Annotated in this window: 16 protein-coding genes; 5 read left to right on the forward strand and 11 right to left on the reverse strand. The window is 73.8% G+C overall.

Annotation, left to right across the window (positions count from 1 at the left end):
- Positions 1-253: 253 nt before the first annotated feature.
- Complete coding sequence (locus ACTWP5_RS26425) at positions 254-1,411, reverse strand: M24 family metallopeptidase (RefSeq protein ID WP_443223637.1); 1,158 nt, start codon at positions 1,409-1,411, stop codon at positions 254-256.
- A 181-nt stretch (positions 1,412-1,592) separates the two neighbouring features.
- Positions 1,593-1,775 carry a hypothetical protein gene (locus ACTWP5_RS26430; protein WP_443223638.1) on the reverse strand — a complete coding sequence of 61 codons (183 nt, stop codon included), beginning with the start codon at positions 1,773-1,775 and terminating at the stop codon, positions 1,593-1,595.
- Positions 1,776-2,006: 231 nt separating this feature from the next.
- Between ACTWP5_RS26430 and ACTWP5_RS26435 the strand changes: the two genes are divergently transcribed.
- The 3 genes from ACTWP5_RS26435 to ACTWP5_RS26445 all read left to right on the forward strand — a co-directional run bounded on the left by ACTWP5_RS26435 (position 2,007) and on the right by ACTWP5_RS26445 (position 7,258).
- Entirely contained in the window at positions 2,007-5,207 is a 3,201-nt protein-coding gene (locus ACTWP5_RS26435) for a hypothetical protein (protein ID WP_443223639.1), read from the forward strand.
- 90 nt (positions 5,208-5,297) lie between these two features.
- The gene (locus ACTWP5_RS26440) at positions 5,298-6,221 is read left to right on the forward strand and encodes a hypothetical protein (protein ID WP_443223640.1); all 924 of its coding nucleotides are present in this window, start codon (positions 5,298-5,300) and stop codon (positions 6,219-6,221) included.
- A gap of 284 nt (positions 6,222-6,505) precedes the next feature.
- Positions 6,506-7,258, forward strand: coding sequence for an alpha/beta hydrolase (locus tag ACTWP5_RS26445; protein ID WP_443223641.1), 753 nt, complete (start codon positions 6,506-6,508; stop codon positions 7,256-7,258).
- Positions 7,259-7,560: 302 nt separating this feature from the next.
- Here ACTWP5_RS26445 and ACTWP5_RS26450 read toward each other — a convergent pair whose 3' ends face one another.
- The 3 genes from ACTWP5_RS26450 to ACTWP5_RS26460 form a co-directional block, all read right to left on the reverse strand.
- The gene (locus ACTWP5_RS26450) at positions 7,561-7,824 is read right to left on the reverse strand and encodes a hypothetical protein (protein ID WP_443223642.1); all 264 of its coding nucleotides are present in this window, start codon (positions 7,822-7,824) and stop codon (positions 7,561-7,563) included.
- Positions 7,821-8,252 (reverse strand): hypothetical protein, encoded by a 432-nt coding sequence (locus ACTWP5_RS26455; protein WP_443223643.1) that lies wholly within the window; start codon positions 8,250-8,252, stop codon positions 7,821-7,823. The genes ACTWP5_RS26450 and ACTWP5_RS26455 overlap by 4 nt, the downstream gene beginning before the upstream one ends.
- A gap of 98 nt (positions 8,253-8,350) precedes the next feature.
- Positions 8,351-9,550, reverse strand: coding sequence for a helix-turn-helix domain-containing protein (locus tag ACTWP5_RS26460; RefSeq protein ID WP_443223644.1), 1,200 nt, complete (start codon positions 9,548-9,550; stop codon positions 8,351-8,353).
- Between the two features lie 321 nt (positions 9,551-9,871).
- On the opposite strand from ACTWP5_RS26460, the gene ACTWP5_RS26465 reads away from it, so the two are divergent.
- Positions 9,872-11,395: an eCIS core domain-containing protein gene (locus ACTWP5_RS26465; protein WP_443223645.1), complete on the forward strand. Its 1,524-nt coding sequence runs from the start codon at positions 9,872-9,874 to the stop codon at positions 11,393-11,395.
- Between the two features lie 6 nt (positions 11,396-11,401).
- On the opposite strand, the gene ACTWP5_RS26470 is transcribed toward ACTWP5_RS26465, so the two are convergent.
- The 6 genes from ACTWP5_RS26470 to ACTWP5_RS26495 form a co-directional block, all read right to left on the reverse strand.
- Complete coding sequence (locus tag ACTWP5_RS26470) at positions 11,402-12,268, reverse strand: phosphotransferase family protein (protein WP_443223646.1); 867 nt, start codon at positions 12,266-12,268, stop codon at positions 11,402-11,404.
- Positions 12,269-12,382: 114 nt separating this feature from the next.
- Positions 12,383-12,883 (reverse strand): hypothetical protein, encoded by a 501-nt coding sequence (locus ACTWP5_RS26475; protein WP_443223647.1) that lies wholly within the window; start codon positions 12,881-12,883, stop codon positions 12,383-12,385.
- Entirely contained in the window at positions 12,870-15,158 is a 2,289-nt protein-coding gene (locus ACTWP5_RS26480) for a CHAT domain-containing WD40 repeat protein (protein WP_443223648.1), read from the reverse strand. Before ACTWP5_RS26480 ends, ACTWP5_RS26475 begins: the two co-directional genes overlap by 14 nt.
- Before the next feature lie 95 nt (positions 15,159-15,253).
- Complete coding sequence (locus tag ACTWP5_RS26485) at positions 15,254-16,129, reverse strand: fructosamine kinase family protein (protein ID WP_443223649.1); 876 nt, start codon at positions 16,127-16,129, stop codon at positions 15,254-15,256.
- A gap of 48 nt (positions 16,130-16,177) precedes the next feature.
- Entirely contained in the window at positions 16,178-16,615 is a 438-nt protein-coding gene (locus tag ACTWP5_RS26490) for an SgcJ/EcaC family oxidoreductase (protein ID WP_443223650.1), read from the reverse strand.
- An 86-nt stretch (positions 16,616-16,701) separates the two neighbouring features.
- Entirely contained in the window at positions 16,702-17,655 is a 954-nt protein-coding gene (locus ACTWP5_RS26495; protein ID WP_443223651.1) for a hypothetical protein, read from the reverse strand.
- Between the two features lie 304 nt (positions 17,656-17,959).
- Between ACTWP5_RS26495 and ACTWP5_RS26500 the strand changes: the two genes are divergently transcribed.
- Positions 17,960-22,417, forward strand: a complete 4,458-nt coding sequence (locus ACTWP5_RS26500; protein ID WP_443223652.1) for an FtsK/SpoIIIE domain-containing protein — start codon at positions 17,960-17,962, stop codon at positions 22,415-22,417.
- Positions 22,418-22,683: the final 266 nt, after the last annotated feature.

Consider the following 22,683-nt stretch of genomic DNA (forward strand, 5'->3'; position numbering starts at 1 on the left):
ATTCTGCTTTGTGGTTCTTTGTTTCTTTGGCTCGTCGTACTTTCCTCGCGGCCGTTCCGGGGAAATAACGTTTTGCTGGAGGGTCGGGGCTGCTGTGCTTTTTCTGCGGATTGGAAGTGGTCGTCGCGAGGCGGTGGCGGAATCGCGTGGTGGAAACGGTTCTGCGGCGACTCGCCGTGCGGTCGGGTGCGGTCCGCGCTTTTCTGCGAAGCCGAAACGAAAGGGATGACGGTGGCCTTTTTCTCGCGCCGGTCTACGCCGGGCGTACGGGAGAGCGCGGCGCGTCCTCGGTGAGGAGTTCGCCGCCGTCGTCCGTGACGAGCGCGGTGTCGGAACGCGCGAACGTTCCGAGGCGCGGATCGAGAACCCAGGACTGCACGTGGAAGGTCATGCCGGGGCGCAGCACCGTCGTGTTGCCCGGCCGCAGGCTGTCGACCCGCCCCGACATCCAGCTCGGGGGAAAGCCGATGCCGACCGAGTACCCGCAGTGGTGCCGCTGGTAGGGCCGGCCGAGCCCGGCCTCGATCGTGGACCGCCAGTCCCCGAACACGTCCTGCGCCGTGCGGCCGGGGCGCAGCCCGGCGACGATCGCGGCCAGCCCGGCGTGGGAGAGCTCGGCCGCGGCGCCGCCCCGTTGGCTGCCGTGGGGGAGCACGGTCCGCCCGAGGGGGGCGTGGTAGCGCTGGACGGCGGCGGACAGTTCGAAGAACAGCGCGTCCGTGGGCGTGAACGGGTCCTCGGTCCAGGCGACGTGTTCCTGGCTGATCTGGCGCACGGCCCGCACCAGGGGCACGAACCCCGGATAGTCGCTCCCGGCCGACAGCATCGCCTCCTGCACCGCGCCGACGAGCTCCCCGCCCGTGCGGCGGCCGGCCGCCGCGGCGACGCCGGCGCGCACGCCGACGGCGGAGAGCCTGGCGGCCTCGCGCAGGCAGGCGATCTCGCGCTCGGAGCGGACCGCCTGGGCCTCGGTCACCGCCGCGGCGCAGTCGACCCACTCGGGCGAGCCGAGGACCCGGTCGACGCCCCGCCACACCGCCACCGGCAGCGACAGGGACTCGGGCTGGTACCCGACGCGTCGCTCGTCGCGCCCGAGCGGGCCCACCACCTCGTGGAGCACGGCGCACGGGTCCTGGCCGTCGGCGTACCCGGCGAACGCGCAGCCGCCGGTCTGGGCCGCCACCGTCGGCGCCTCCATCTCCCGCGCCACCAGCGTCGCCGCCCCGGAGCGGGTGTCCAGGACGAGGGCGGTGAAGACGAAGTGGCCCTGGTTGCGCAGGCCGCTGAGGTAGTACACGTCCTCCGGGGCGGTGATGACCGCGGCGGCGAGCCCGAGCCTGGCCAGCGCGTACCGCACCGTGGCGCGCCGCCGCTCGTACTCCTCCGCCGGAAACGGCTCCACCGAGCTCATGGGCTCCTCCTTCCGTTCTTTCGCTCTTCCGTTCTTCCGTTCCTGGGCCACCGACGAGGCCGGTCGCGTCGGCGCTTCTACCCGGATCGGGCGATCCGACTCAAAACGAACGACACGGACGCTCGGAACGCTCGGGAGGGCTGGAGCCGTCGGAGCGGGGAGCGGGAAGGCCGTGTCGCCCTCACACGTAGGCGGTGAGGGCGGCGAAGTAGACGCCGAGGGCGGTGGCCGCGGCGCCCGCGCCCGTCAGGATCGCCCGCGGGACGGACGCTCCGGCGCGACGGTCCAGCAGACCGGCGGCGATCGCGACGTTGAGGGCGAGGGAGAGGGCCAGCAGCAGGGACAGCGTCTGGGTGGGACTCATCGCGGGACTCCCCGTGGTGGTGGGTGGAGGGCGGGACGTGTCCGAGGCTGCCCGTCAACGGAGCCGTCCCACAGGAGTCCGGCGAACCCCGGACACCCCGCGCCCCGCCGGGGCCGCGTGAGCGGCGGACTTGCCGGGCGCGGCGGTCCGTGCGTCCACTGGTGTCCACGGGGTCGTCCACGGGGAACGTGGACACGACCGCAGGGAGCGGGGAGCGGGGAGGGCGCGGCGATGGAGGGGCGGACAGCGGAGTACGCCGTGGTGGTCGCCGAACTGGCGGCGTTCCGACGGGACCGGTTACGGGGCCGCCCGTCGGATCGGGCACTGGCCCACGCCGCCGGGGTCAGCCCGACGACGATCGGGAACTGGCTGGTCAGAGGCCAGTTCCCGCAGGAGGTCGACCCGCTGCTGGCCCTCGTGCGGGCCGTGCGCGCCCAGGCCGAGCGCGCCGGGCTGACCCGCGACCCGGCCGTGGCCGCGCTGCTGGAGGCGGAGCGGTGGCGCGGCGTCTACCGGGCCGAGGCCCGTCGTCGCGGGGACGCGACGGGCGTCGCCGTGCGGGCGGAGCAGGGCCGGGCGGTGCTGGAGCGGATGCGGCCGGGCAGGCCGCTCGGCGAGGTCACCGACCCGTTCCACCTGGAGGTGCACCGCGCGATCAGCGCGCCGGACGGCGCCGGCCCGCCGACGCTGCCGGTGCTGCCGGCGTACGTGCCGCGCGAGCACGACCGCCGGCTGGCCGAGGCGGTGGCGCGGGCCGCCGACGGAACCAGCCGGATCGCGGTGCTGGTGGGCGGCTCCTCCACCGGCAAGACCCGCGCCTGCTGGGAGGCCCTCGCCCCGCTGCGGACGCGGCCCGAACCCTGGCGGCTGTGGCACCCGATCGACCCCACCCGCCCCGACGCCGCGCTGGCCGAACTGGCCGACGTCGCCCCGCACACCGTGGTCTGGCTGAACGAGGCTCAGTTCTACCTGGCTCCCGAACCGCTCGGCGAACGGGTCGCCGCGGGCCTGCGCGCCCTCCTGCGCGACGCCCGGCGCGCCCCGGTCCTCGTGCTGGCCACCCTCTGGCCGAAGTACTGGCGGACCCTCACCACACCCTCGGGCACCGCGACGGACCCGCACGCCGACGCCCGGCAGCTGCTGGAGGGGCACAGCATCACCGTGCCGGACGCGTTCACCGGCGCCGACCTCGTCGCGTTGGGCGACGCGGCCGGCGACGATCCCCGGCTCGGCGAGGCCGCCGAACAGGCCCGCGACGGCCGGGTCACCCAGTACCTGGCCGGGGTCCCCGTCCTGATGGAGCGCTACGACCACGCGCCGCCCGCGACCAGGGCGTTGATCAACGCGGCCATGGACGCCCGCCGCCTCGGCGCCGGACCCCACATCCCGCTGGCCTGGCTGGCCGAGGCCGCGCCCGGCTACCTCACCGACGACGCGTGGGACCGTACCGAGGAGGACTGGCTGCCGCGGGCGCTCGCGTACGTCACGCAGCCCTGCAAGGGCATCCCCGGCATCCTCACCGCCGTCAGGAACGGCGAGCCGCGCAACCGGAGGCGTGGGCGCCGCACCGCCGCCGGCACCCCGCGCGTCGAAGCGGCCCCACCCGACTCCGGGCCGTCAGCGCCGTCCGAGCCGTCAGCGCCCTCGGGGCCGTCCGGGCCGCACTACCGGCTGGCCGACTACCTCGACCAACACGGCCGCCGCCACCGCGCCGGCCAGATCCCGCCCGTCGACTTCTGGACGGCGGCAGCCACCCACGCCCACCCCACCGACCTGGAAGCCCTCGGCGACGCGGCGTGGGACCGCGGGCTGTACCGGGACGCCGCCCAACTCCACAAGAACGCCACCCCCCACAGCGCCTCGGCCGCCACGTCCCTCCTCCACCACCTGCACGAGCTCCACCCCACCGACCAGCGTCCCGCCGAGTGGGCCGCCACCCGGGTCCCCCTCGGCGACGCGCTCGCGGTGGTCAGGCTGCTGGCACGGCTGCTGATGGCCGGGGTGACGGGGCACGCCGGCGCCGTGGTCGCGAGGGCCGTCTCCCAGGTCTCCCTCGATCTCCCGCTCGCCGTGGGCAACTCGTTGAGGTTCCTGCGGGAGGCCGGGGCCTGGGAGCACGTCACCGCCCTGGCCGGGCGGGTCGCCTCCCAGGTCTCCCTCGACTCCCCGTCCGAGGTGGGCGGACTGCTGGAGAGCCTGCGGAAGGTCGGAGCGGCCGAGCAGGTCGACGTGCTGCTGGCCCGCGACCCCGCCTCCCGGGTCTCGCTCGACAGTCCGTACGGGGTGGGCCGGCTGCTGCACAGCCTGTGCGAGGTCGAGGCGGCCGAGCAGGTCGACGTGCTGCTGGCCCGCGACCCCGCCACCCACGTTCGTCTCGACGACGTGTTCGCGGTGGGTGGGCTGCTGGAGGGTCTGCGGCGGGTGGGAGCGGGGCAGCAGGCCGCCGCCCTGGCCGCGCGGGCCGTCCGTGAGGTCCCGCTCGACGACCCGTGGGTGGTGGGCCGGCTGCTGAGCAGCGTGTGGGGGGTGGAGCTCCGGGATCAGGTCGACGCGCTGGTGGCGCGCGACCCGGCGTCCCTGGTCTCGCTCGACAACGCGTTCTCGGTGGGTGGGCTGCTGGAGGTTCTCCGGCGGGTGGGCGCGGTGGGGCAGCTCGCCGCCCTGGCTACGCGGGCCGCTGGTGCGGTCTCGCTCGACGACCCGTCGGCGGTGGGTGAGCTGTTGGAGGGTCTGCGGCGGGTGGGCGCGGTGGGGGAGGCCGCCGCCCTGGCTACGCGGGCCGCTGGTGCGGTCTCGCTCGACGACCCGTCGGCGGTGGGTGAGCTGTTGGAGGGTCTGCGGCGGGTGGGCGCGGTGGGGGAGGCCGCCGCCCTGGCCGCACGGGCCGCCTCCGGCGTCGCCCTCGACGACCCGTACGCGGTCGGCGAGCTGCTGGCGGACCTGCGGGAGGGGGAGGCTCGGGAACAGGCCGACGTTCTGCTGGCCCGTGATCCCGCCCGTCGTGTCCCGCTCGACGAGCCGTTCGGGCTGGGCCGCCTGCTGGACAGGCTGGTGCAGGTGGGGGCCCGGGAGCAGCTCGACGTCCTGCTGACCCGCGACCCCGCCTCCCAGGTCTCCCTCGACGATCTGGCGGCGGCCAGCGTCCTGTTGGACAGCCTGCGGGCGGCCGGGGCCGTGGAGCAGGCCGCCGCCCTGGCCGCGCGGATGGCCTGCCACGCGCCCCTCGACAACCCGCATCCGGTGGGCGGGCTGCTGAGCGTCCTGCGGGAGGCGGGGCCGCCGGAGCTGGCCGACGTCCTGGTCGCACGGCTGCCGGCCGCCGGGCGCTTCTTCGAGTTCCTCGGGATCGACGGCCACAGGGAACGCTTCCGCTTCGGACGGGAGCCCGACGGGAGCGCCGCCGCCGCGTGGACGTGGGAGGACCTGGAGTGACCACCTCGCCGACGCACACCGGCGCGGGCCGCCTGGGGAGATCAACTGCGGCGTTGCCGTCGACACGGCGCTCGCTCCATCCTTGGGGCCATGGATGACGCCGTGATCGACCAGCTCGTCGACCTCGACCGGCGCGGGGAGTGGGAGGAGGGGCTGGCCGTCACCACCCGCCTCCTCGCGAGCCTGGAGACACGGCCGTCGTCACCCGAACGAGACGCGAGGCTGGCCCACGTCTTCGAGGCCCGCGCCCACTTCCACGCCGTGACCGGCGGCTTCCCGGCCGCCGTCGCCGACGGCCGCCGTGCCCTGGACATCCTGTACCGGGCGGAGGAGCCCGACGAGATGGCCATCGCGTCCGTGCTCCACAGCCACGTGCAGCTCCTGGCGGAACTCGGCGACGCGGAGGCGATCGGCGCCCTGGACCACAACCCCATGGTGGCGTACCGGGCGGCGTTGGACGCCTGTCCACCGGGCGAGGTCTCGATCCGGGTCTTCATGGCCCGTCAGCTGGTCGGATACGCCAACGGAATGCACATGGTCGGCGAGCACGAGCTGGCCTGTGCGTGTGACCGACAGGCGCTCGCCGTGTTACGCCAGTGCGTACAGGCGCTGGGCCCCGACGAGTGGAGCGCCTACAGTCGCGGCGCGTTGAACCTCTCGGAAGCCACGCCGGACGCGGCCGAGGCGAAGGCGGTGGCGGACGAGGCGGTTCACCGTCTCACCGGCCTGATGAACGCCGGCCGGTTCGGCTTCCTTCTTCCCCTCGTCCGGGCCGTCCACCTGCTCGGGGTCGCCGGCCGGCGACTCGGCGAGGACGACGCCGCGCGGTCGTTCGTCACCGCGGAGTACCTCCTCGACCTCTTCCGGCCGGACGACCCGGAAGCCGCGGAACTCGCCGAGGCCATCGACGGCCAGCTCACACCGGAGGAACGGCAGCAGGGCTGGTACGTCGACTCCGACCTGGCCCGGATGTCCGGCGACTGGTATCGGCGGTTGAGGGCTCAGCCCCGGTAGGCGGGGGCACGAGTCGGTGGCTGGCGAGCCAGTCCCGCGAGGCGTACGTGAGGCCCCGAGCAGCTCCGCGTGGTGTTCCGACCCGCTGGCATCCGGCCGCGGAGCCCGCACGGAAAACCGTTGGCCGACCACGGCGGCCCCTGCTACCTTCCGCGGAGGCCGTGCGAGGGAACGAGGAGGTGGTACCCGTGAACGTTTCGACATGGGTGCTCTCCTCCGGGGTCACGGTCGGGCGATAGGTCGTCCGGGAGCGCCGTTCAACAGCACTCCCGAAAGGCACGACCATGGGCCTTCACCTCACTTCCGAACAGCGCCTCGACGACGGGGTCCTCGAACGCGCGTTCACGCTCGGCGAGATCCCCGGTGTCCTGTGGACGCCCGCATCCGCATCCGCATCCGCGCCGGCACCGGCGCCGCTGATCCTGCTCGGCCACCCCCCGCTCGGACTGGACAGGATGTACCCCCGGCTCGTGGCACGGGCCCGGCACGCCGCGGCGGACGGCTTCGCCGCGGCCACCATCGAGCTCCCCGGGAGCGGCGACCGGCCCCGTTGGGCCGCCGCCGAGCAGGCCCGCGCCGAGCTGCGCCGGGTCATGGAAGCGGGCGAGCCGGTCAGCGACGAGATCGTCGACGCCCTCGTCCTCCCGCTCGTCGACAAGGCGGTCCCGGAATGGCAGGCCGCCCTCGACGCCCTCCTGCCGCTGCCCGGGATCGGCGGCCCGGTCGGGTACTCGGGGGGAGTGATCTCCATCGGCGTTCGGCTCGCGGTGGTCGAGCCGCGCATCGTGGCCGCCAGTCTCTTCGCCGGGAGTTTCGTGCCTCGCGTGATGTTCGAGGAGGCCCGCCAGGTCACCATTCCGCTGCACGTCCTGTTGCAGTGGGACGACGAGGGGAACGACCGGCAGGCGGCCCTCGACCTCTTCGACGCCTTCGGCTCCAGGGAGAAGACCCTGCACGCCACCATGGGCGGGCACACCGGTGTCCCGCAGTTCGCGGGGGACGCCGCGGCGCAGTTCTTCGTCCGTCACCTGAAGTGAGGCCGGGCCGTCGGGCCATCAGCCGACGGTGCGCCATGGTGGCGAGGATGCTGCTCGGTCCCCGGCGCGGCCTGGCCGGGTGGGGGGTGCGGTGCCCACCCCGGGGGGTGTGGGTGTGAATCAGCGGTTTCCCCGGGGTGGGCGGGTGTGTCCCTCACCGCGGTGCGGCACCCCAGTGAAGGGGCGGACCGGGGCGGGAGCGGCGTCGGGGGCGCCTCCCTGGCCGCTCGGGGCTGGTCCGGTCGGGGGACTTGCCCGAACCGCCCGCTGGGGGGCGGTTCGGGATCCTTCGTGGAAGCGGGCTATCCGTTCTCGCGGCGGTGGTCGGCGTTGAGGGCGAGTCTGTCGAGGTTGGCTCGCCACTCCCAGCCGGAGCCGTCGGTGGGTCGTAGGTGGGCTTCGGTCCACAGGACGCGTTCGCGTCCGAGGACGTCGTAGGCGACGTGTTCGACGACCAGCCCGAGCCGGCCGGTCCTGCCGGTGCGGGGTTCGACGACGCGTTGCCCGATCCAGGGGTGCGCGACGTCGCGCAGCACCTCCCTGCCGTTGTGCAGGCCCCCGATCACCGGGCTCCTCCCGTCCCGGCGACGGCGGCGGTGAGCGCCTCACGCAACAGGCCGGGGTCGGTCAGGCCGTCCCAGCCCGGCTCGGGCCGGACCACCCACTCCACCCACCGGGTGTGGTCCTGGGCGAGCGACGGCACCAGCAGCCGGCACGCGACCCCGAAGACCTCCACCGGCAGGCACTGCCTCCAGTCCTCCGCCGCACCGGGAGCGACGAGCCAGCAGAAGACCCGGTCCCGACTGTCATGGACGACCAGCCCCGAACGCTCCGCCAGCGCGCGTAACGCCAGACCGCCAAGCCGCTCGGGCACACGCACCGCGTCCCACCACCGGCCACACTCCACACGCCGCGCGCCGACGTCGGACGGCGGCAGCCACGAGGGAAGGGACGGGGTGGGAACGTGGGTGAGGGATGGGCGTTGCTGAGGCATATTCGGCTCCGGTGACGTGTCCGATGCGGACGGTCACCAGGCTGGCCAGACGCTGAGGTCGGGCGTTGCACAGAACTGTGCAACTTCCCGTGCGGCTGTCAGGGAACGCCGGCCCAGGCGGCCAGGCGCGCCAGCGATCCGCTGCGTGCCCGTTCGCGCCTCCTGAGCTGGATGATCGTCTCCCGCGTGGTCGGGTGGTACTTCGTCTGCTGGGGGGCGACGCGTCGCGCTCGTTCGAGGCAGGTGAGGGCTGTGGCCTGACTCCCGGCCCAGGCGTGGATCCTGCCCAGGTCCATCCAGTGGTGCCCGGCGCGCGAACGCGACCAGCCGGCCGGGATGCGTACCTCGTCGGCCAGCTGAATCGCCCCGTCGTAGTCGTCGAGTTCCGACGCGATCACCACAGCGTGGACGCCGACGTTCGGCGCACCCCAGGTGAGGCCGTAGTCCGGCAGCTCGCCCGTCTGCTGGGCAAGGAGGCGCGCTTCCTGGAGGTGCCCGTCTGCCGCGTCGCGGTTCTTCGCACGGCCAGCGATCAGAGCCGCGCGCAGATGGAGACTGCCCCGGACGGCGTGCAACCGTTCAGGCCGCCGCGATTCCAGGCCCTCCAGGTCTCGCAACGCCCGGTCGGTCAGCCGCATGCCGATGTCGTACCGGCCATGCGCCAACACGGTCTGCGCGCGGAGGTACGCCTGGATCGCGGACAGCCCCGGCTCGTCCGCACGGGGCGCGGCGAGGGCGATACGGTCCAGCGCCACCGTCGCGAGGTCGAGGTAGCCGAACTTCCACGCGGCGGTGAAGACGCAACGGAACGTCCCCGCGAGGCATGCGTGGGCGAGGCGCTGTTCCTCGCCGGACGTGGTGTGGACCGCGTGCACGCACTCGTCGATCACGCTGGGGAGTTCGCGGAGCATCGGGGTGTACTCGGCGTGGCGCCGCATCACGAGAAGGCGATCGACATCGTGACGGATGACCGACGCCGGTCGAGGTGGCGTCTCCCAGTCGAGAGGAACGTCCCAGTTCTCCATGCCGACGCGGATCGGTTGGAGCAGGACGTCCAGCTTGTCGCGCCGCAGTTCGTCCGCGTACGGCTGCCCGAGCAGTTCCGACACGGGAACGTTGAGACCTCGGGCGCACGCCGCGACAAACGCGGGCGACGCGGGACGCTGACCGCACTCGACCTTGGACAACAGCGACTTCGACACGTGCGCCCGCATGGCGAGCCCCGTCTGCGTCAGCCCTCGCCGTGCCCGCAGCTCCGCGATCCGGGTGCCGATCAACTCGCCAGCCTGGTTCGACATGATGGCTCCGTTTCCCACATCGACACCCAGAACGGTAGACCCGGAAATGCTCGGGGGTACAGCAACTGCCCTACTCCGGGGGACGTCGTGCCGTCTGAGGCCCGTGCCGGTACCGACGATGGCAAACTCGCAGGTTTCGGTCGTGGCCCCGCGCGTGTGCTGAGGGCGTCGCGGAGACGGTCCGGGCATCAGGTGGCGAGCGGTCGGTCGGGCCGTCGCCGGACTCTGCCCGCGTGGTCACCGCGTGCTGCCCGCGTGGGCCTTGTCCCACCGGTTCCCGGACGCGTATGCATGAGCAACGCCCCTGCAAGAAAGGCCCTCATGCGCGACCAGGACGCGACCACGATCGCCGCGACCGGCGGCAGCCGGGCAGCCGCCCGCCGAGCGCGGGCCAGGATCTCGCCCGTCGGCCAGCGCTCCCTCGCGCTCCAGGCCGCAGCCGGCAACGCCGCCGTCGTCCAACTGCTCCGGCAGGCAGGGCACCCCTGGGCGCAACACCAGCACGGCCCCGGCTGCGGCCACCAGGCCACCGAGGACGTCGCCGTGCAGCGCTCGACCGTCCACGACGTCCTCCGCAGCCCTGGCCGCCCCCTCGACACCAGCACCCGCGTCGACATGGAAGCCCGCTTCGGCGCGGACTTCTCGGACGTTCGCATCCACAACGACACCGCCGCACGCGCCTCCACGACGGAGATCGGCGCCCACGCCTACACCAGCGGCAACCACATCGTCCTCGGCGACGGCGGAAACCGCCCGCACGTCCTGGCCCACGAGCTCACCCACGTCATCCAGCAGCGCCGAGGCCCGGTCGCGGGCTCCGACAACGGTGCGGGGCTGTCGATCAGCGACCCGTCCGACCGGTTCGAACGGGAAGCGGAAGCCACCGCGACCCGCGTGATGCAGTCGCCGCCTTCGGGGCGGGCGTCACACGCGAAGGGCACGGGTGAGACGCACGGGCACGGCTCGACGAGCGGCACGTCCGCCCCCGCCGTCCAGCGGGCGCGGATGGAAACCCGCAACACGCTGCTGTACCCCCAGCAGGGACCGTCGTGCTGGCTCTACGTTCTCGAAGCACTCGCCCGGGCCCACGGCCTGGACACCTCGGCTCTGAGGTTGGCGATGTTCTCCTATCCGAACTCCAGTGACCTCGACGACGATGGCGACAGGGAAGCCGCCGTGCGGCGGCTGACCGCCAACCTCGACCGGATGATCGCGGAACTGGCAGACTACGGAGAAACCTCGCAGGCGATCTCTCGCCAGCGTGTCGAGGAAATGGCCGAAAGAAACCTGGGGTCCACCAGGTGCGTCCTCTCCCTGAGGTTCCAGACGATGCAGGCCGGAGGCGTCAGCGTCGCGATCGCGGACGTCGAGGGGATCATTGACGCGTTCTCGGAAGCCCGCGAGAAGGCCGGCCTGTTGCTGGAGACCATAAGCGAATCGGATGATCCCCTGCGGACCATACTCGGCGCGAAGAAGCGGAAGATCAGGGCCGGCGACCCCGTGGACTCCGTCAGGGAGGAACTCCAGGGACTGCGGTCACGCATGCCCGTCTACCTCGGCGTTCGCAAGCGATTCAAGCCGCGCCCCCAGGACACGCCCGGAGGGCAGGCACCCTCACGGGTCGACTGGACGAGTCGCACGGACGCGATGGAGAGCACCGTTCACGCCGTCCTGCTCACCGGCTACCGGCCCTCGCAGGGAATTGTCTCCTACAAGGACCCGAACTTCGGCGACATCGAAATCCGGATCACCGTCGAGCAGTTCCAGCGCATGGCGGGCGACCACCGTCTCACCGTGAGGCCGTACAGGCAGGGCCACGGCACGCTTCCTCAACTGGCCGACTGACGCGGGTCACAGACCGTCCAGCCGACTGACCACCGCGTCGAGTGTCGGCCAGGGAGGACCCTCGCGCAGCGAGCGCAGCAGCTCCTCCCCGAACCGCCTCCCGTTCGGGAACTCGTCGCCGAGCTCCCAACGCCACGCCGCGACCATCGCGAGAACGAGCTGCCGGCACTCGTCCAGCAGCCCGTGGTCAACGCTCGGGTAGTGCTCGCAGACCGCCTCGGGAACATGGGCGAGGTCGAACTCGACGGGGCCACGGCAGCACGTCTCGAAGTCGATGAACAGCGGGCCGTTCCTCGTGCTGAGCACGTTGCCCGGATGCGGCTCCCCGTGGAGCAGCTGCTCCACGGCGCCGCGCCCCTCGATCGCCCGTCGCAGGCTTCCCAGCCTTCCGCCGAGGAAGACGCGGTCCGCGTCGGCGAGCTCCGGCGAGAGACCCGGGGTGGCGACGATCTTCTCCGCCTCCGCGACGCGGTCCGTGAACCGTGGGCTCGCCACGTCCACCTCGCGCATGCCGGAGTGCAGCCGCTCCAGCGACGTGGCGTAGTCGACGGGGGAGACGTGAGGTGTCACGGGCTCCTGGAAGGCCCACAGCGTCACCGCGAAGCCGTCGCGCGTGTGCACACGCGGGTCCACCCGGGGCTCCAGGGGACACACCGGCGCTCCGACCTCGGCGAGCCGTTGGGCGAGCTCGACCTCGAACCGTGCGACCTCCTGCCCCACGGGGGCGACCCGGGCGAAGACGTCGCAGGGCGTCAGCCGCAGCGCCAGCTTGTTCGAGTTGTGGAGAACGGTCGCGTCGTCGGCGGGCAGGTCGAGCGACGCGGCGACCGACGTCGCGGCCGCGACGGCACGCGTGACGTCGGACATCTCCATGACGCGGTGACGCTACTACAGCCGTGCGATGCGTTCTCCTCCTTTTCGTGGGCGGCTTCGTGGTCGGCGGGGCTGCGGCAGCCGAGAGCGCCGTGCCGTCGTCGGGGCCCGCGTTCACCGTGCCTCGTCGAGGTCCGACACCCAACGGCGGAGCGTGGCGTCGTAGCGCACCGGGTCGTGGCGGAAGGTGGTCAGGTCGAGGGCGCGGAGCTGCTGGTACGCCTCTTCCGGGAGGTCCCGGGGAACGATGATCCGCAGGCCGGTCGCCGTGTCCTCCAGCACGAACGGGCGGAGCGGCGCCGGGTCGTCGTCGGCGGCGGCGTTGGCGCGGGTGCCACGGGTGCCACGGGTGCGGAGGGCGTCGACGGCCCGCCGGAGCCGGTGGTAGCCGTCCTCGCCCAGCGCGGTCAGGAAGCCGCTGAGGGGGAGGGCGACGAGCGCCAGCCAGGTCAGCGCCTCACCCGAGCGGCGCACGGGCAGGACCCGCACCTGCGAGACGAAGCCGAGGTCCGTGAGGAGGCCCAGCAGGGGTTCCTCCTGCTCCCGGGTCAGTCCGGCGGCGAGGACGACGTCGGCGTCGGCGGTTGGAGCGTCGTACGGGTCACCAGATCTCATAGAGGTCGCCCTCCTCGCTCTGCTCTTCCCCGTCCCAGGTGAGCCGCCAGAGTTCGATCCGCCTGCCGCCGTTCGCGATGGCGAGCAGCTTTCCGTCGGGGCTGATGGCCACGTCATAGGTCGACGAGACGTGGCTGATGCGGTGAAGCTCCTCCCCTGTGCCCAGATCCCAGATCCGCACCGTCTGATCGAAGCTCGACGTGGCGATCGCGCGTACGTCCGGGCTGAAGGCCACGCCGGTGACCTGGAATCCCAGGGTGAACAGCGGCGTGCCGGTGGAGGTGTCCAGCACCACCGCCTGCTGCCTCACGTAGCCCTTGTCGTCCTCGGTGGGAGGGAGGATCGCTTTCGTGGCGAGCCTGGTCGCGTCGGGGCTGAGCACCAGCCGGAACGCGTTGTCGCCGACGGACAGCTCGCCGACCTCGTTCCCGTTGTGCAGCTCCCACAGCCGCAGGGCTCCGTCGTCGCATGCCGTGATGAGCCGCCTTCCGTCCGGGGTGAAGAGGGCGGAGTTCGTTTTCCGGTCCGCGCCGACGGCGGTGATCAGCGCCCCCGTATCGGTGTCCCAGACCCGCACGGTCGATCCCGTGACGAGTGCGATCCTGGCGCCGTCGGGGCTGAACGCCGGGCGACGGCCCTGGTCGATCCGCAGGAGCCGGGTGCTGCTGGTGAGGGACCGGATCACGCAGCCGTAGCCGAAGGAGACCGCGATGTTCCTGCCGTTCGGGCTGAAGGCGAGCGTGCCCTCGTCGTGGCCTATTCCCAACCAGCGGCTCCTGACCCGCATGACGCGCCGCCCGTGGAGGTCGGTGAGGACGACGACCTTGGTGCCGGCGATCGCCAGGTGTTTGCCGTCCGGGCTGAACTCCACGGTGGAGGCTGAGTCGGGAGTCCGCAGGGTCCTCAGGTGCTTGATCCTGAGGCGCTCCGGGCCCTCTTCGGCGCCGGTCGACGACAGCGGCCAGGCCGCCGCCGGGGGAGGGGGCGAAGGAGGCGAGGAGGGAGAGGGAGAGGGAGAGGCCGGAGGCGTGGACGCGGTGGCGGACAGTCCCGGCCACTCCTCCGCACCTCCCGGGTTGGGCTCCAGGTCGGGCTCCGGCTCGGGCTCAGCCCTGGGCTTCGGCTCGGTCTCCGGCTCCGGCTTCACCGCCACCTCGCCCGGCACGGCGGTGTCCCGTTCGACGTCGAACAGCCGCCCGTCCGGCGAGCGCATGTGGAGCACCGGCGTGCCCCACTCCAGGCTGCCCGGCTGCGCCAGCGGGATGGCGAGCCTGGCCTCCGTGATCGCCTCGTCCACCGGCCGCCCGTTCGCCAGCGCGTCGTAGAGGCTGCCGCTGAACGTGATGGCGGCGTGGTCGGAGATCGGATACTGCATGGACAGCACCGCCGAGGCCCCGCCGCGCATCAGCGTCCCCGCCGTGCTGGAGAACGGGTCTGACGGGCTGGAGCGGCCCGTCTCGCAGGCGTTGAGCACGACGAGCCGCAGCGCGGGCTGCGCCGCCAGCATGCTGGCGAGCAGGTCCGCGCTGAGCGCGTACGTCCCGCCGTCCGCCTCGTCGACGAGGGCGAGCGTGCCCTGCTGGGCGCCGGCGTCGAAGCCGCCGTGCCCGATGAAGTGCAGCACGTGCCAGGGCTCGCGCAGCGCGTCCCGCAGGGCGCGCCAGCTCGGGCCGTCGGTGAAGGCGAGCCGCACCAGGCCCCGGCTCTCCAGGCCGGCGAGGGCGGTCCGCATCCGCCGCCGCTCGTCCTCGGTGTCCAGCCCCTGCTGGTCGTCCGGGTGGGCGACCTGGCACAGCACCCGCAGCGGCGGGCGGACGCGCAACGGCCGCACCGGGCGCGGCACCTGGGGATGCCGGATCAGGGGCGTGGTGAGACACAGGTAGTCGCCCGCGCTGGGGTCGTACAGGAACTCCCAGGGGAGGGCCGCCAGTTCGGGAGCGTGGACGCGCAGGACGACGCGCAGCCGATGCTCCTGCCGGCCCGCCTGGTGGCGGCTGACGGCGAAGAGGGTGCGCGCCTCACCGGTGAGCAGCGCGTCGAACAGGGTCTGCCCCAGCCGCTGCACCGGTGTGTCCCGACGGGTGGCGACGCGGCGGGCTCGGGCGGACGAGGCCAGCACGGCGTCGGGCACCCGCTCCACCAGCGCGCGCAGCTCGACCTCGGGCGGCAGCGCCATCGTGCTGGCGGCCTCGCTGCCGTCGGCCGCCGCCAGGCTCACGGGATAGCCGTGCTCCCCGCGCGCGCCGATGGTGATCTGAAAGTCCTGACTCCCCACAGCTCAAGTATCGACAGTCCGTCAGCATCGGCCACGGTGTGTCAGTCACGGTCGTGAAACAGTCGGCGAGCGGGCGGGGGCCAGGCCGACGCGGTCTAGCGGCGGAACGGCCTGAGCGTGGCGCGGACCTGTTCCGCCGCGCCCCAGTCGTGGTCGAACTGGGCGATGACGGCGAGGTGTTGACGCAGCTGGACGATCGGCATGCGGGAGGGCCAGGCGTCGTCCAGGCCGGTCAGCTCCGCGTAGACGTCGAAGAACCGCTTCGCCTCCGGCGGGTGCGGGCAACTCCACAGGTGGGCCAGGTCGACCTCGGCCCAGGTGTAGGAGACCGCCGGGTCGATCACGGCGGGCCGGCCGTCGTCGGTGGCCAGCACGTTGTGCGCCCACAGGTCGCCGTGGACCAGGCAGGCGGGCCGGGGTGGCAGCAGCTCGGGCAGCCGCTCGCACAGGTGCTCCAGGGCCCGCCGGTCCCGCTGGCCGAGTGCCGCCTGGACGCGGCGTTCGGGCAGCCAGCGCAGCAGGCGGTGGCGGGCGAAGAAGTCGTGGCCGTCGTCGGTCCAGGTGTTCTCCTGCCGGTAGCGGCCGAGCCAGTTGTCGCGCTCCCAGCCGAACCTGTCGTGCACGGTCGAGGTGTGCAGCCGCGCGAGCGCGTGGGCGAGCTGTTCCCAGAAGGACTCGCGCGCCGGACGCTCCCGCAGGACGGACAGCACCAGGACGTCCCGCGTCGCGAGGACGACCTCGGGCGTGGCGAGCGCCCCGCGTTCCCGCAGGGCGTCGAGCCCTTCCGCCTCGGCCGCGAACAGGTCGTCCGCCGGGACCTCGACGAACGACTTGACGAACAGCGGGGGGCCGTCACGCCGGGTGGCGAGGCCGGCGAGCGCCGCCATCCCGCCCTCGACCGGCTCGACCGCCGTGACGTCACGCAGTCCCGCGGCGTGGAGGCGGTCGAGCAACAGGGAGGCGGTCGGCACGAGAACGGAGGCTACACCGGCCCCGCCGGGCCCGGCAGGCGGCGGGGGTCACTCGGCGGCGGGCGAGGGGGTCCTGACCTCGGTGTTCTGGCAGGCGTGGAGGAGCCAGCGGCCGTCGTCGGCCTTCGTCATGACGTAGAGCGGGGCGCCCTCGGAGCCCTCGGTCTCCGAGTGGTACACCTGTCGGACCTTGACGGCGGCCACGTCGGGGCGCAGGAGTTGGACGTGCACGGGCTCGTACGTCACCTCGCCGTCCCAGCTGGCGTTCGGCAGCACGGCGCGGGTGAACTCGGCGATCGCGTCGAGGCCGACGAGGACCCTGCCGTGGGCGGTGGTCCACAGGGCGTCGGGGTGGAAGAGGGCGAGGAAGCCCTCGGCGTCCTTGGCGCGCTGGGTGCGTTCGACGGTGGCGACGACGGCGCGGATGGCCTGGAGGTCCTCGGCGCCGAGGGAGTCGGTGTTCGGGGCATGTGTCTCGGTGGTCATGTCCTTCACCCTCGTACCTCAAGGGGACTTGAGGTCAAGGGGCGGGAGAAGCGGGCGGGGTGGGCCCGCCCGCTCCGCTGCCCGTCTCACCGCATGCGCCCCGCGTGGATGGTGATCCGCACGCCCAGCGCGCCGCCGTCCAGCGAGCCGTCCGGCGCGACACGGAAGCGCCAGCCCGTGCCCGTCGCGTCGCCGAGGACGAGCAGCGCGTCCGACTCGCCGAGCGTGCTCGCGGCCTGCCGCTCCTGCCGGAACTGGTCGGCCTCCACGACGTACAGGCGCGGCGAGCGGCCCTGCGCCCGGTACTGCCCGGGACTGCCGTCGATCCACTCGTAGACCTGGGTGACCGGCAGCGGCGACCGCTGCGGCGAGGGCGAGACGGCCGGCGCCATCGCCTCGCCCAGGGTGGCCGCCGTGTGGAGGCGCGCCGAGCGGAGGCTGAGCGCGTCGGGGACGCCGACGGCCGCCGCCGAGCCGACGAGGGTGACCTCGGCCGTCTGCCCGAGCGGCGCCGTCAGCACCTCGGCGACGATGGCCCGCACCAGGTCACGCACGTCCTCGTCGCCGCCGATGAGCGAGACCGCCGAGTACGCCCGCGCCAGGTTGACCAGCACCCGCTCGCCGCCGGCCAGCCCCAGCGTGACGGTCAGCGGGTACGGCTGCGGCGGCAGGCCGGGATCGGGCCGCGTCAGACCCTCCGCCGGCCCGACGGGCTCGACCGTCCACGCCGTGCCCTCCTCCAGCGCCAGCCACGGCATGGGCGCCAGCTGGTTGGTGTCGGCCAGCCGCAGCGTCAGCCGCTGTCCCGACCAGGTGACGGCGTACACGTCGGGCAGCGGCAGCGACGCCGCCTGGCACGACGTCACCAGGCGCCGCAGCCCGGCGTCGACGGCCTCCAGCGCCTCCTCGCCCGCGACGGCGGACGGCACGGGCGGGCGCCTGCGGGCGGCGGCGCCTCTGCGTTCTGTGACGAACAGCGCGGCGAGACATCCGATCAGCGCGGCGCCGAGCACGATGACCAGGACAACGGACAGCAGCATGCGATCACCCTTGTCACGAGGCGGTGGGGCGTGCCGGCAGGCGGCGCGCCGGGAGGACTTGCCGAAGGGGACTTGCCGAAGGGGACTTGCCTGAAAGGGACCTGTCTGGGGGGAGCGTCGTGCGGGGGACTTGCCTGAAGGGACGTGCCCGAGGCGTTGCGGGTCGTCGCTGCCTACGGGCGGGCCGCGCGTGTGGTTCACCGGACACGCCCCGTGAACCGAAGTCCCACCGGCCGCGTAGACGACGCCGGGTGCGGCCACGCGCCGCCGCACCGACTGGCCCGTCCACACCTGGAGATGCCTCGTGCGGCTGATATTCACGGTCGTCGACGACGTCGGCGACGCTCACGACATCCACCTCGACGCCGACCCCGACACCCCCGTCAGCTCCGTCGCGCGCGTGCTCGCCCAGCAGGCGGGCGCGGCGGCCACAGCGGAAGCGACGGGCCAGGACGTTCCCACCCTCTACGTCGAGGGCACACCCGTGCCCGAGGACGCCACGCTGCGGGAGTCCCCGCTGCGGGACGCCGCCGTCGTCGGCCTCGGCCGGCCAGCGGGCGAGGCCCCGGTCGAGCCGCGCGGCCTGGTGGAGGTCCGCACGGTCAGCGGCCCGGGCGCCGGGGCCGTGCACCGCCTCGACATCGGCGAGTACCGGATCGGCCTCTCGAACGACGGCCTGCCGCAGGTCGGCCGCTACATGCCGGACCGGCCGCAGGCCCGGCTCACCGTGGGACCCGGCGGCCGGTGCACCGTCACCCCGCACCAGCTGCGCGGCACTCAGGAGGAGCAGGCCGGCGCCGCGCCCCGGCTCAGCCTGGACCGGACCGACGTGGACGCCGAGGCGCCGTGGCCGTTCGGCGCGGAGCTCCTGGTGGGCGACTGCCTGCTGGAGCTCGTCCGCCCGGACGCGCCCGACGCGGCGCTCCAGCCGTCGGAGGACGGCACCGGCTGGGACTACAACCGCCCGCCGCGCCTGCTGCCCCCCACCCCCCAGACCCGCTTCACCCTCCCCTCCCCGCCGGTCGAGCCGCAGCGCCGGCCCCTGCCGTACATCGCCGCCGTGGTGCCGCTGGTCGCGGCCCTCGCCGGCGTGCTGATCTTCAACCGGCTCGCGTTCCTCCTGTTCGGTCTGCTCTCGCCCGTCGCGGTCATCGGCAACTACGTGATGACCCGCCGCTCCGGCCGCCAGACGTACGCCACGCAGCTGGCCGAGTTCCGGGAGAAGAAGACCCGCATCGAGGCCGACGCGCGGGCCGCGCTCGTCGCCGAACGCGCCGCCCGCCGCCGGGACTTCCCGGACCCGGCGAGCGTGCTGCTGACGGCCGTCGGCCCCCGCCACGGCCTGTGGGAGCGCCGCACCAGCGACGCCGACTTCCTCGAACTGCGCGTCGGGACCGCCGACCAGCCCTCCGAGGTGGTGCTCCAGGACCCCACCCGGGACGAGCACCGCCGCCAGGACCCGTGGGACGCCTACGACGTGCCCGTGACGGTGAAGCTGCGCGAGCACAAGGTCCTCGGCATCGCGGGCCGGGGCCCGGTCACGCACGCCGTGGCGCGCTGGGCCGTCGCCCAGGCCGCCGTCCTGCACAGCCCCACCGACCTGGTGATGTACGTGCTGACGACGGGCCGGCAGGGCGAGGACGCCTGGTCGTGGCTGCGCTGGCTGCCGCACGTGCGGCAGCAGACCGGCGACGTCACCGTCACGGGCCTGGCCACCGTCGGCACCGACACCGAGTCCTCGGCCCGCCGCGTCTCGGAGCTGACGGCCCTGATCGCGGCCCGCGCCGCCGCGCTCGCCGAGCGCAAGACGGTGCGCGCCCCCGACGTCCTTGTCGTCCTCGACGGCGCCCGCCGCCTGCGGTCGCTGCCCGGCGTGGTGCAGATCCTGCGCGACGGGCCCGCCGTCGGCGTCCACGCGCTCTGCCTCGACGAGGAGGAGCGCCTGCTGCCCGAGGAGTGCCAGGCCGTCGTCGTCGAGGAGCCGGTGACCGGCCCCGGCGGCCGAGCCACGCTCCGCGTCGGCCGCTCCCGCTCCTCGACGCTCACCGGGGTCCGGCCGGACGCCGTGCCGGAGGGCTGGTGCCGCTCCGTGGCCCGCGCCCTCGGCCCCGTCCGCGACAGCAGCGGCGGCGAGGAGGAGGGCTCGGTGCTGCCGTCGTCCGCGCGGCTGCTGGACGTGCTGGCGATCGACCCGCCGACCGCCGAGGGCGTCGCGGCCCGCTGGCAGGCCGGCGGCCGCACCACGACGGCCGTCGTCGGCGTCTCGCTCGACGGCCCCTTCGCCGTGGACCTGCGGCGCGACGGGCCGCACGGCCTGGTCGCCGGCACCACGGGAGCCGGCAAGTCCGAGCTGTTGCAGACCCTCGTGGCCTCCCTCGCCGTCGCCAACCGCCCCGACGCGATGACCTTCGTCCTCGTCGACTACAAGGGCGGCTCCGCGTTCAAGGACTGCGTCTCGCTGCCGCACACCGTCGGCATGGTCACCGACCTCGACGCGCACCTCGTGGAGCGGGCCCTGACGTCCCTGTCCGCCGAGCTGAAGCGCCGCGAGCACATCCTGGCCGACGCCGGCGCCAAGGACATCGAGGACTACGTGGACCTGCTGCTGCGCGAGCCGGGGCGCACCCCGATGCCCCGGCTCCTCATCGTCATCGACGAGTTCGCCTCGATGGTCCGCGACCTGCCCGACTTCGTGAAGGGCCTGGTCAACATCGCGCAGCGGGGCCGCTCCCTCGGCATCCACCTGATCCTCGCCACGCAGCGCCCCGGCGGCGTCGTCTCGCCCGAGATCCGCGCCAACACCAACCTCCGCATCGCGCTGCGCGTCACCGACGCCAGCGAGAGCCAGGACGTGCTGACGGCGCCCGACGCGGCGAGCATCCCCAAGAGCGCCCCGGGGCGCGCCTACGTGCGGCTCGGGCAGACGTCCCTCGTCCCGTTCCAGGCCGGACGGGTCGGCGGGCGGCGCCCCGGCGCGGTCGCCACCTCGGCGCCCGAGCCGTGGATCGTGCCGTTCGGCTGGTCCCAGCTCGGCCAGCCGCTGCCGGCCAGGCCCCGCACGGCGCAACGGGAGGCGGACGACGTCGTCACCGACCTCGCCGTCCTCGTCGAGGCCATCCGGGGCGCCTCCGACGTCCTCGCCGTGCCGCAGCAGCACAGCCCGTGGCTGCCGCCGCTGCCCACGAACCTGACGCTGGAGGAGCTGCCGCCCGTGATGCGGCGGCCCGGCGGATACGACCTGCCGCCCGTCCCGTTCGGGCTGGTCGACCAGCCCTCGGAGCAGCGGCAGGCACCCGTGCTGCTGGACCTGGCCACCCTCGGCCACCTCCACGTCGTGGGCTCGCCACGCGCCGGCCGATCCCAGGCGCTGCGCACCATCGCCGGCGCCCTGGCCCGCGTCCACTCGAGCCGCGACCTCCACCTCTACGGCATCGACTGCGGCAACGGCGCGCTCCTCGCGCTCGACTCCCTGCCCCACACCGGCGCCGTCGTGCAGCGCACCCAGCCCGACCGGCTGGGGCGCCTGCTGAACCGGCTCACCGCCGAGGTGGGCCGCCGCCAGGACCTGCTGGCCCGGCGCGGCGCGGCCGACCTGGCGGAGCTGCGCCGCGCCCTGCCGGTCGAGGAGCGGCCCGCGCACCTCGTGGTCCTCCTCGACCGGTGGGAGGTGTTCGACAAGACCCTCGCCGAGTACGACTCCGGCGCCCTGCTGGGCGGCATCCTCGCGCTGCTGCGCGAGGGGGCGAGCGTCGGCGTCCACCTCGTCCTCGCGGGCGACCGGACCCTGTTCTCCACCCGGGTCAGCTCCACCACCGAGGACAAGCTGGTGCTGCGGATGAACGAGAAGGCCGAGTACGCCATGATCGGCGTCCCGCAGCGGGCCGTGCCCGACGAGATCCCCCCGGGGCGGGCGCTGCGCGCCGCCGACAAGGCCGAGGTGCACGTGGCGCTCCTGGACCGCGACCCGACGGGCGCGGCGCAGGCCCTCGCGTTGCAGCGCATCGGCGAGGCCCGCACCCGGCTCGACGCCGACGTGCCGCGCGCGCTGCGGCCCTTCCGCGTCGACCTGCTGCCCGACCGGATCACCCCGGAGGAGGCCGCGGGCTACGCGCCGGCCTCGGGGAGCCGTCCCGGGCCGCTGTGGGCGCTGGTCGGCGTCGGCGGCGACGACCTCGCGGCGTACGGGCCCGACCTGTCGCTCACGCCGTCGTTCCTCGTCGGCGGCCCGCAGCGCTCCGGCCGCAGCACCGTGCTGCTGACGATGGCGCTGTCGCTGCTGGAGGGCGGCGCCTCGCTGATCGTGGCGGCGCCGCGTCGTTCGCCGCTGCGGGCGCTCGCCGGGCGCCCCGGCGTGCTCGCGGTCTACGACGGGTCCGACATCCCGAGGGAGGACCTGGAGAAGGAGCTGGAGGACGCCTCGGGGCGGCCGGTCGCGGTCGTCGTCGACGACGCGGACGCGATCCAGCAGACGGCCGCCGAGCCGATCCTCAGCGAGATCTGCCGCACGGGCGGCGAGTTCGGCCGCGCGCTGCTGCTGGCGGGGCAGATCGAGCGGCTGGCCGCAGGCTTCTCCGGCTGGTTCGCGGAGGCGCGTCGCAACCGGCAGGGCGTCCTCATCAGCCCGCAGGCGGCGGGCGACGGGGAGCTCATCGGCGGCAAGATCCCGCGCAGCCGGCTGGGCACGGGGAAGCCGGGCCGGGTCTTCTTCAACGGCGGGGACGGGAAGCTGCGGATGCTCCAGGTGCCGGAGACCACGCTGTAGTCCGGGCGCGGGGCCCGCGTCGGAGCGGACACGACACCGCCCCCCACCCGTGGAAGCGGGTGGGGGGCGGTTCCGTGTGCTGCCGGCTCGCTGCCGGCGTCCTGCTCGTCAGGCGTGGGTCCGGTCGTGCTGCTGGTCCTTGACGGCCTGGTCCAGCTGCCAGGCCGGGTACCCGACGCCACCGCCGATGGCGATGGGGATCCCGACGTACTCGCCCCAACGGGCCGCCTTGTCGAGCCCGCTGGGGGGCGGGGGCGCCGGCGGGG

Source organism: Streptomyces sp. 4N509B (assembly GCF_052245655.1).
GTDB lineage: Bacteria > Actinomycetota > Actinomycetes > Streptomycetales > Streptomycetaceae > Streptomyces.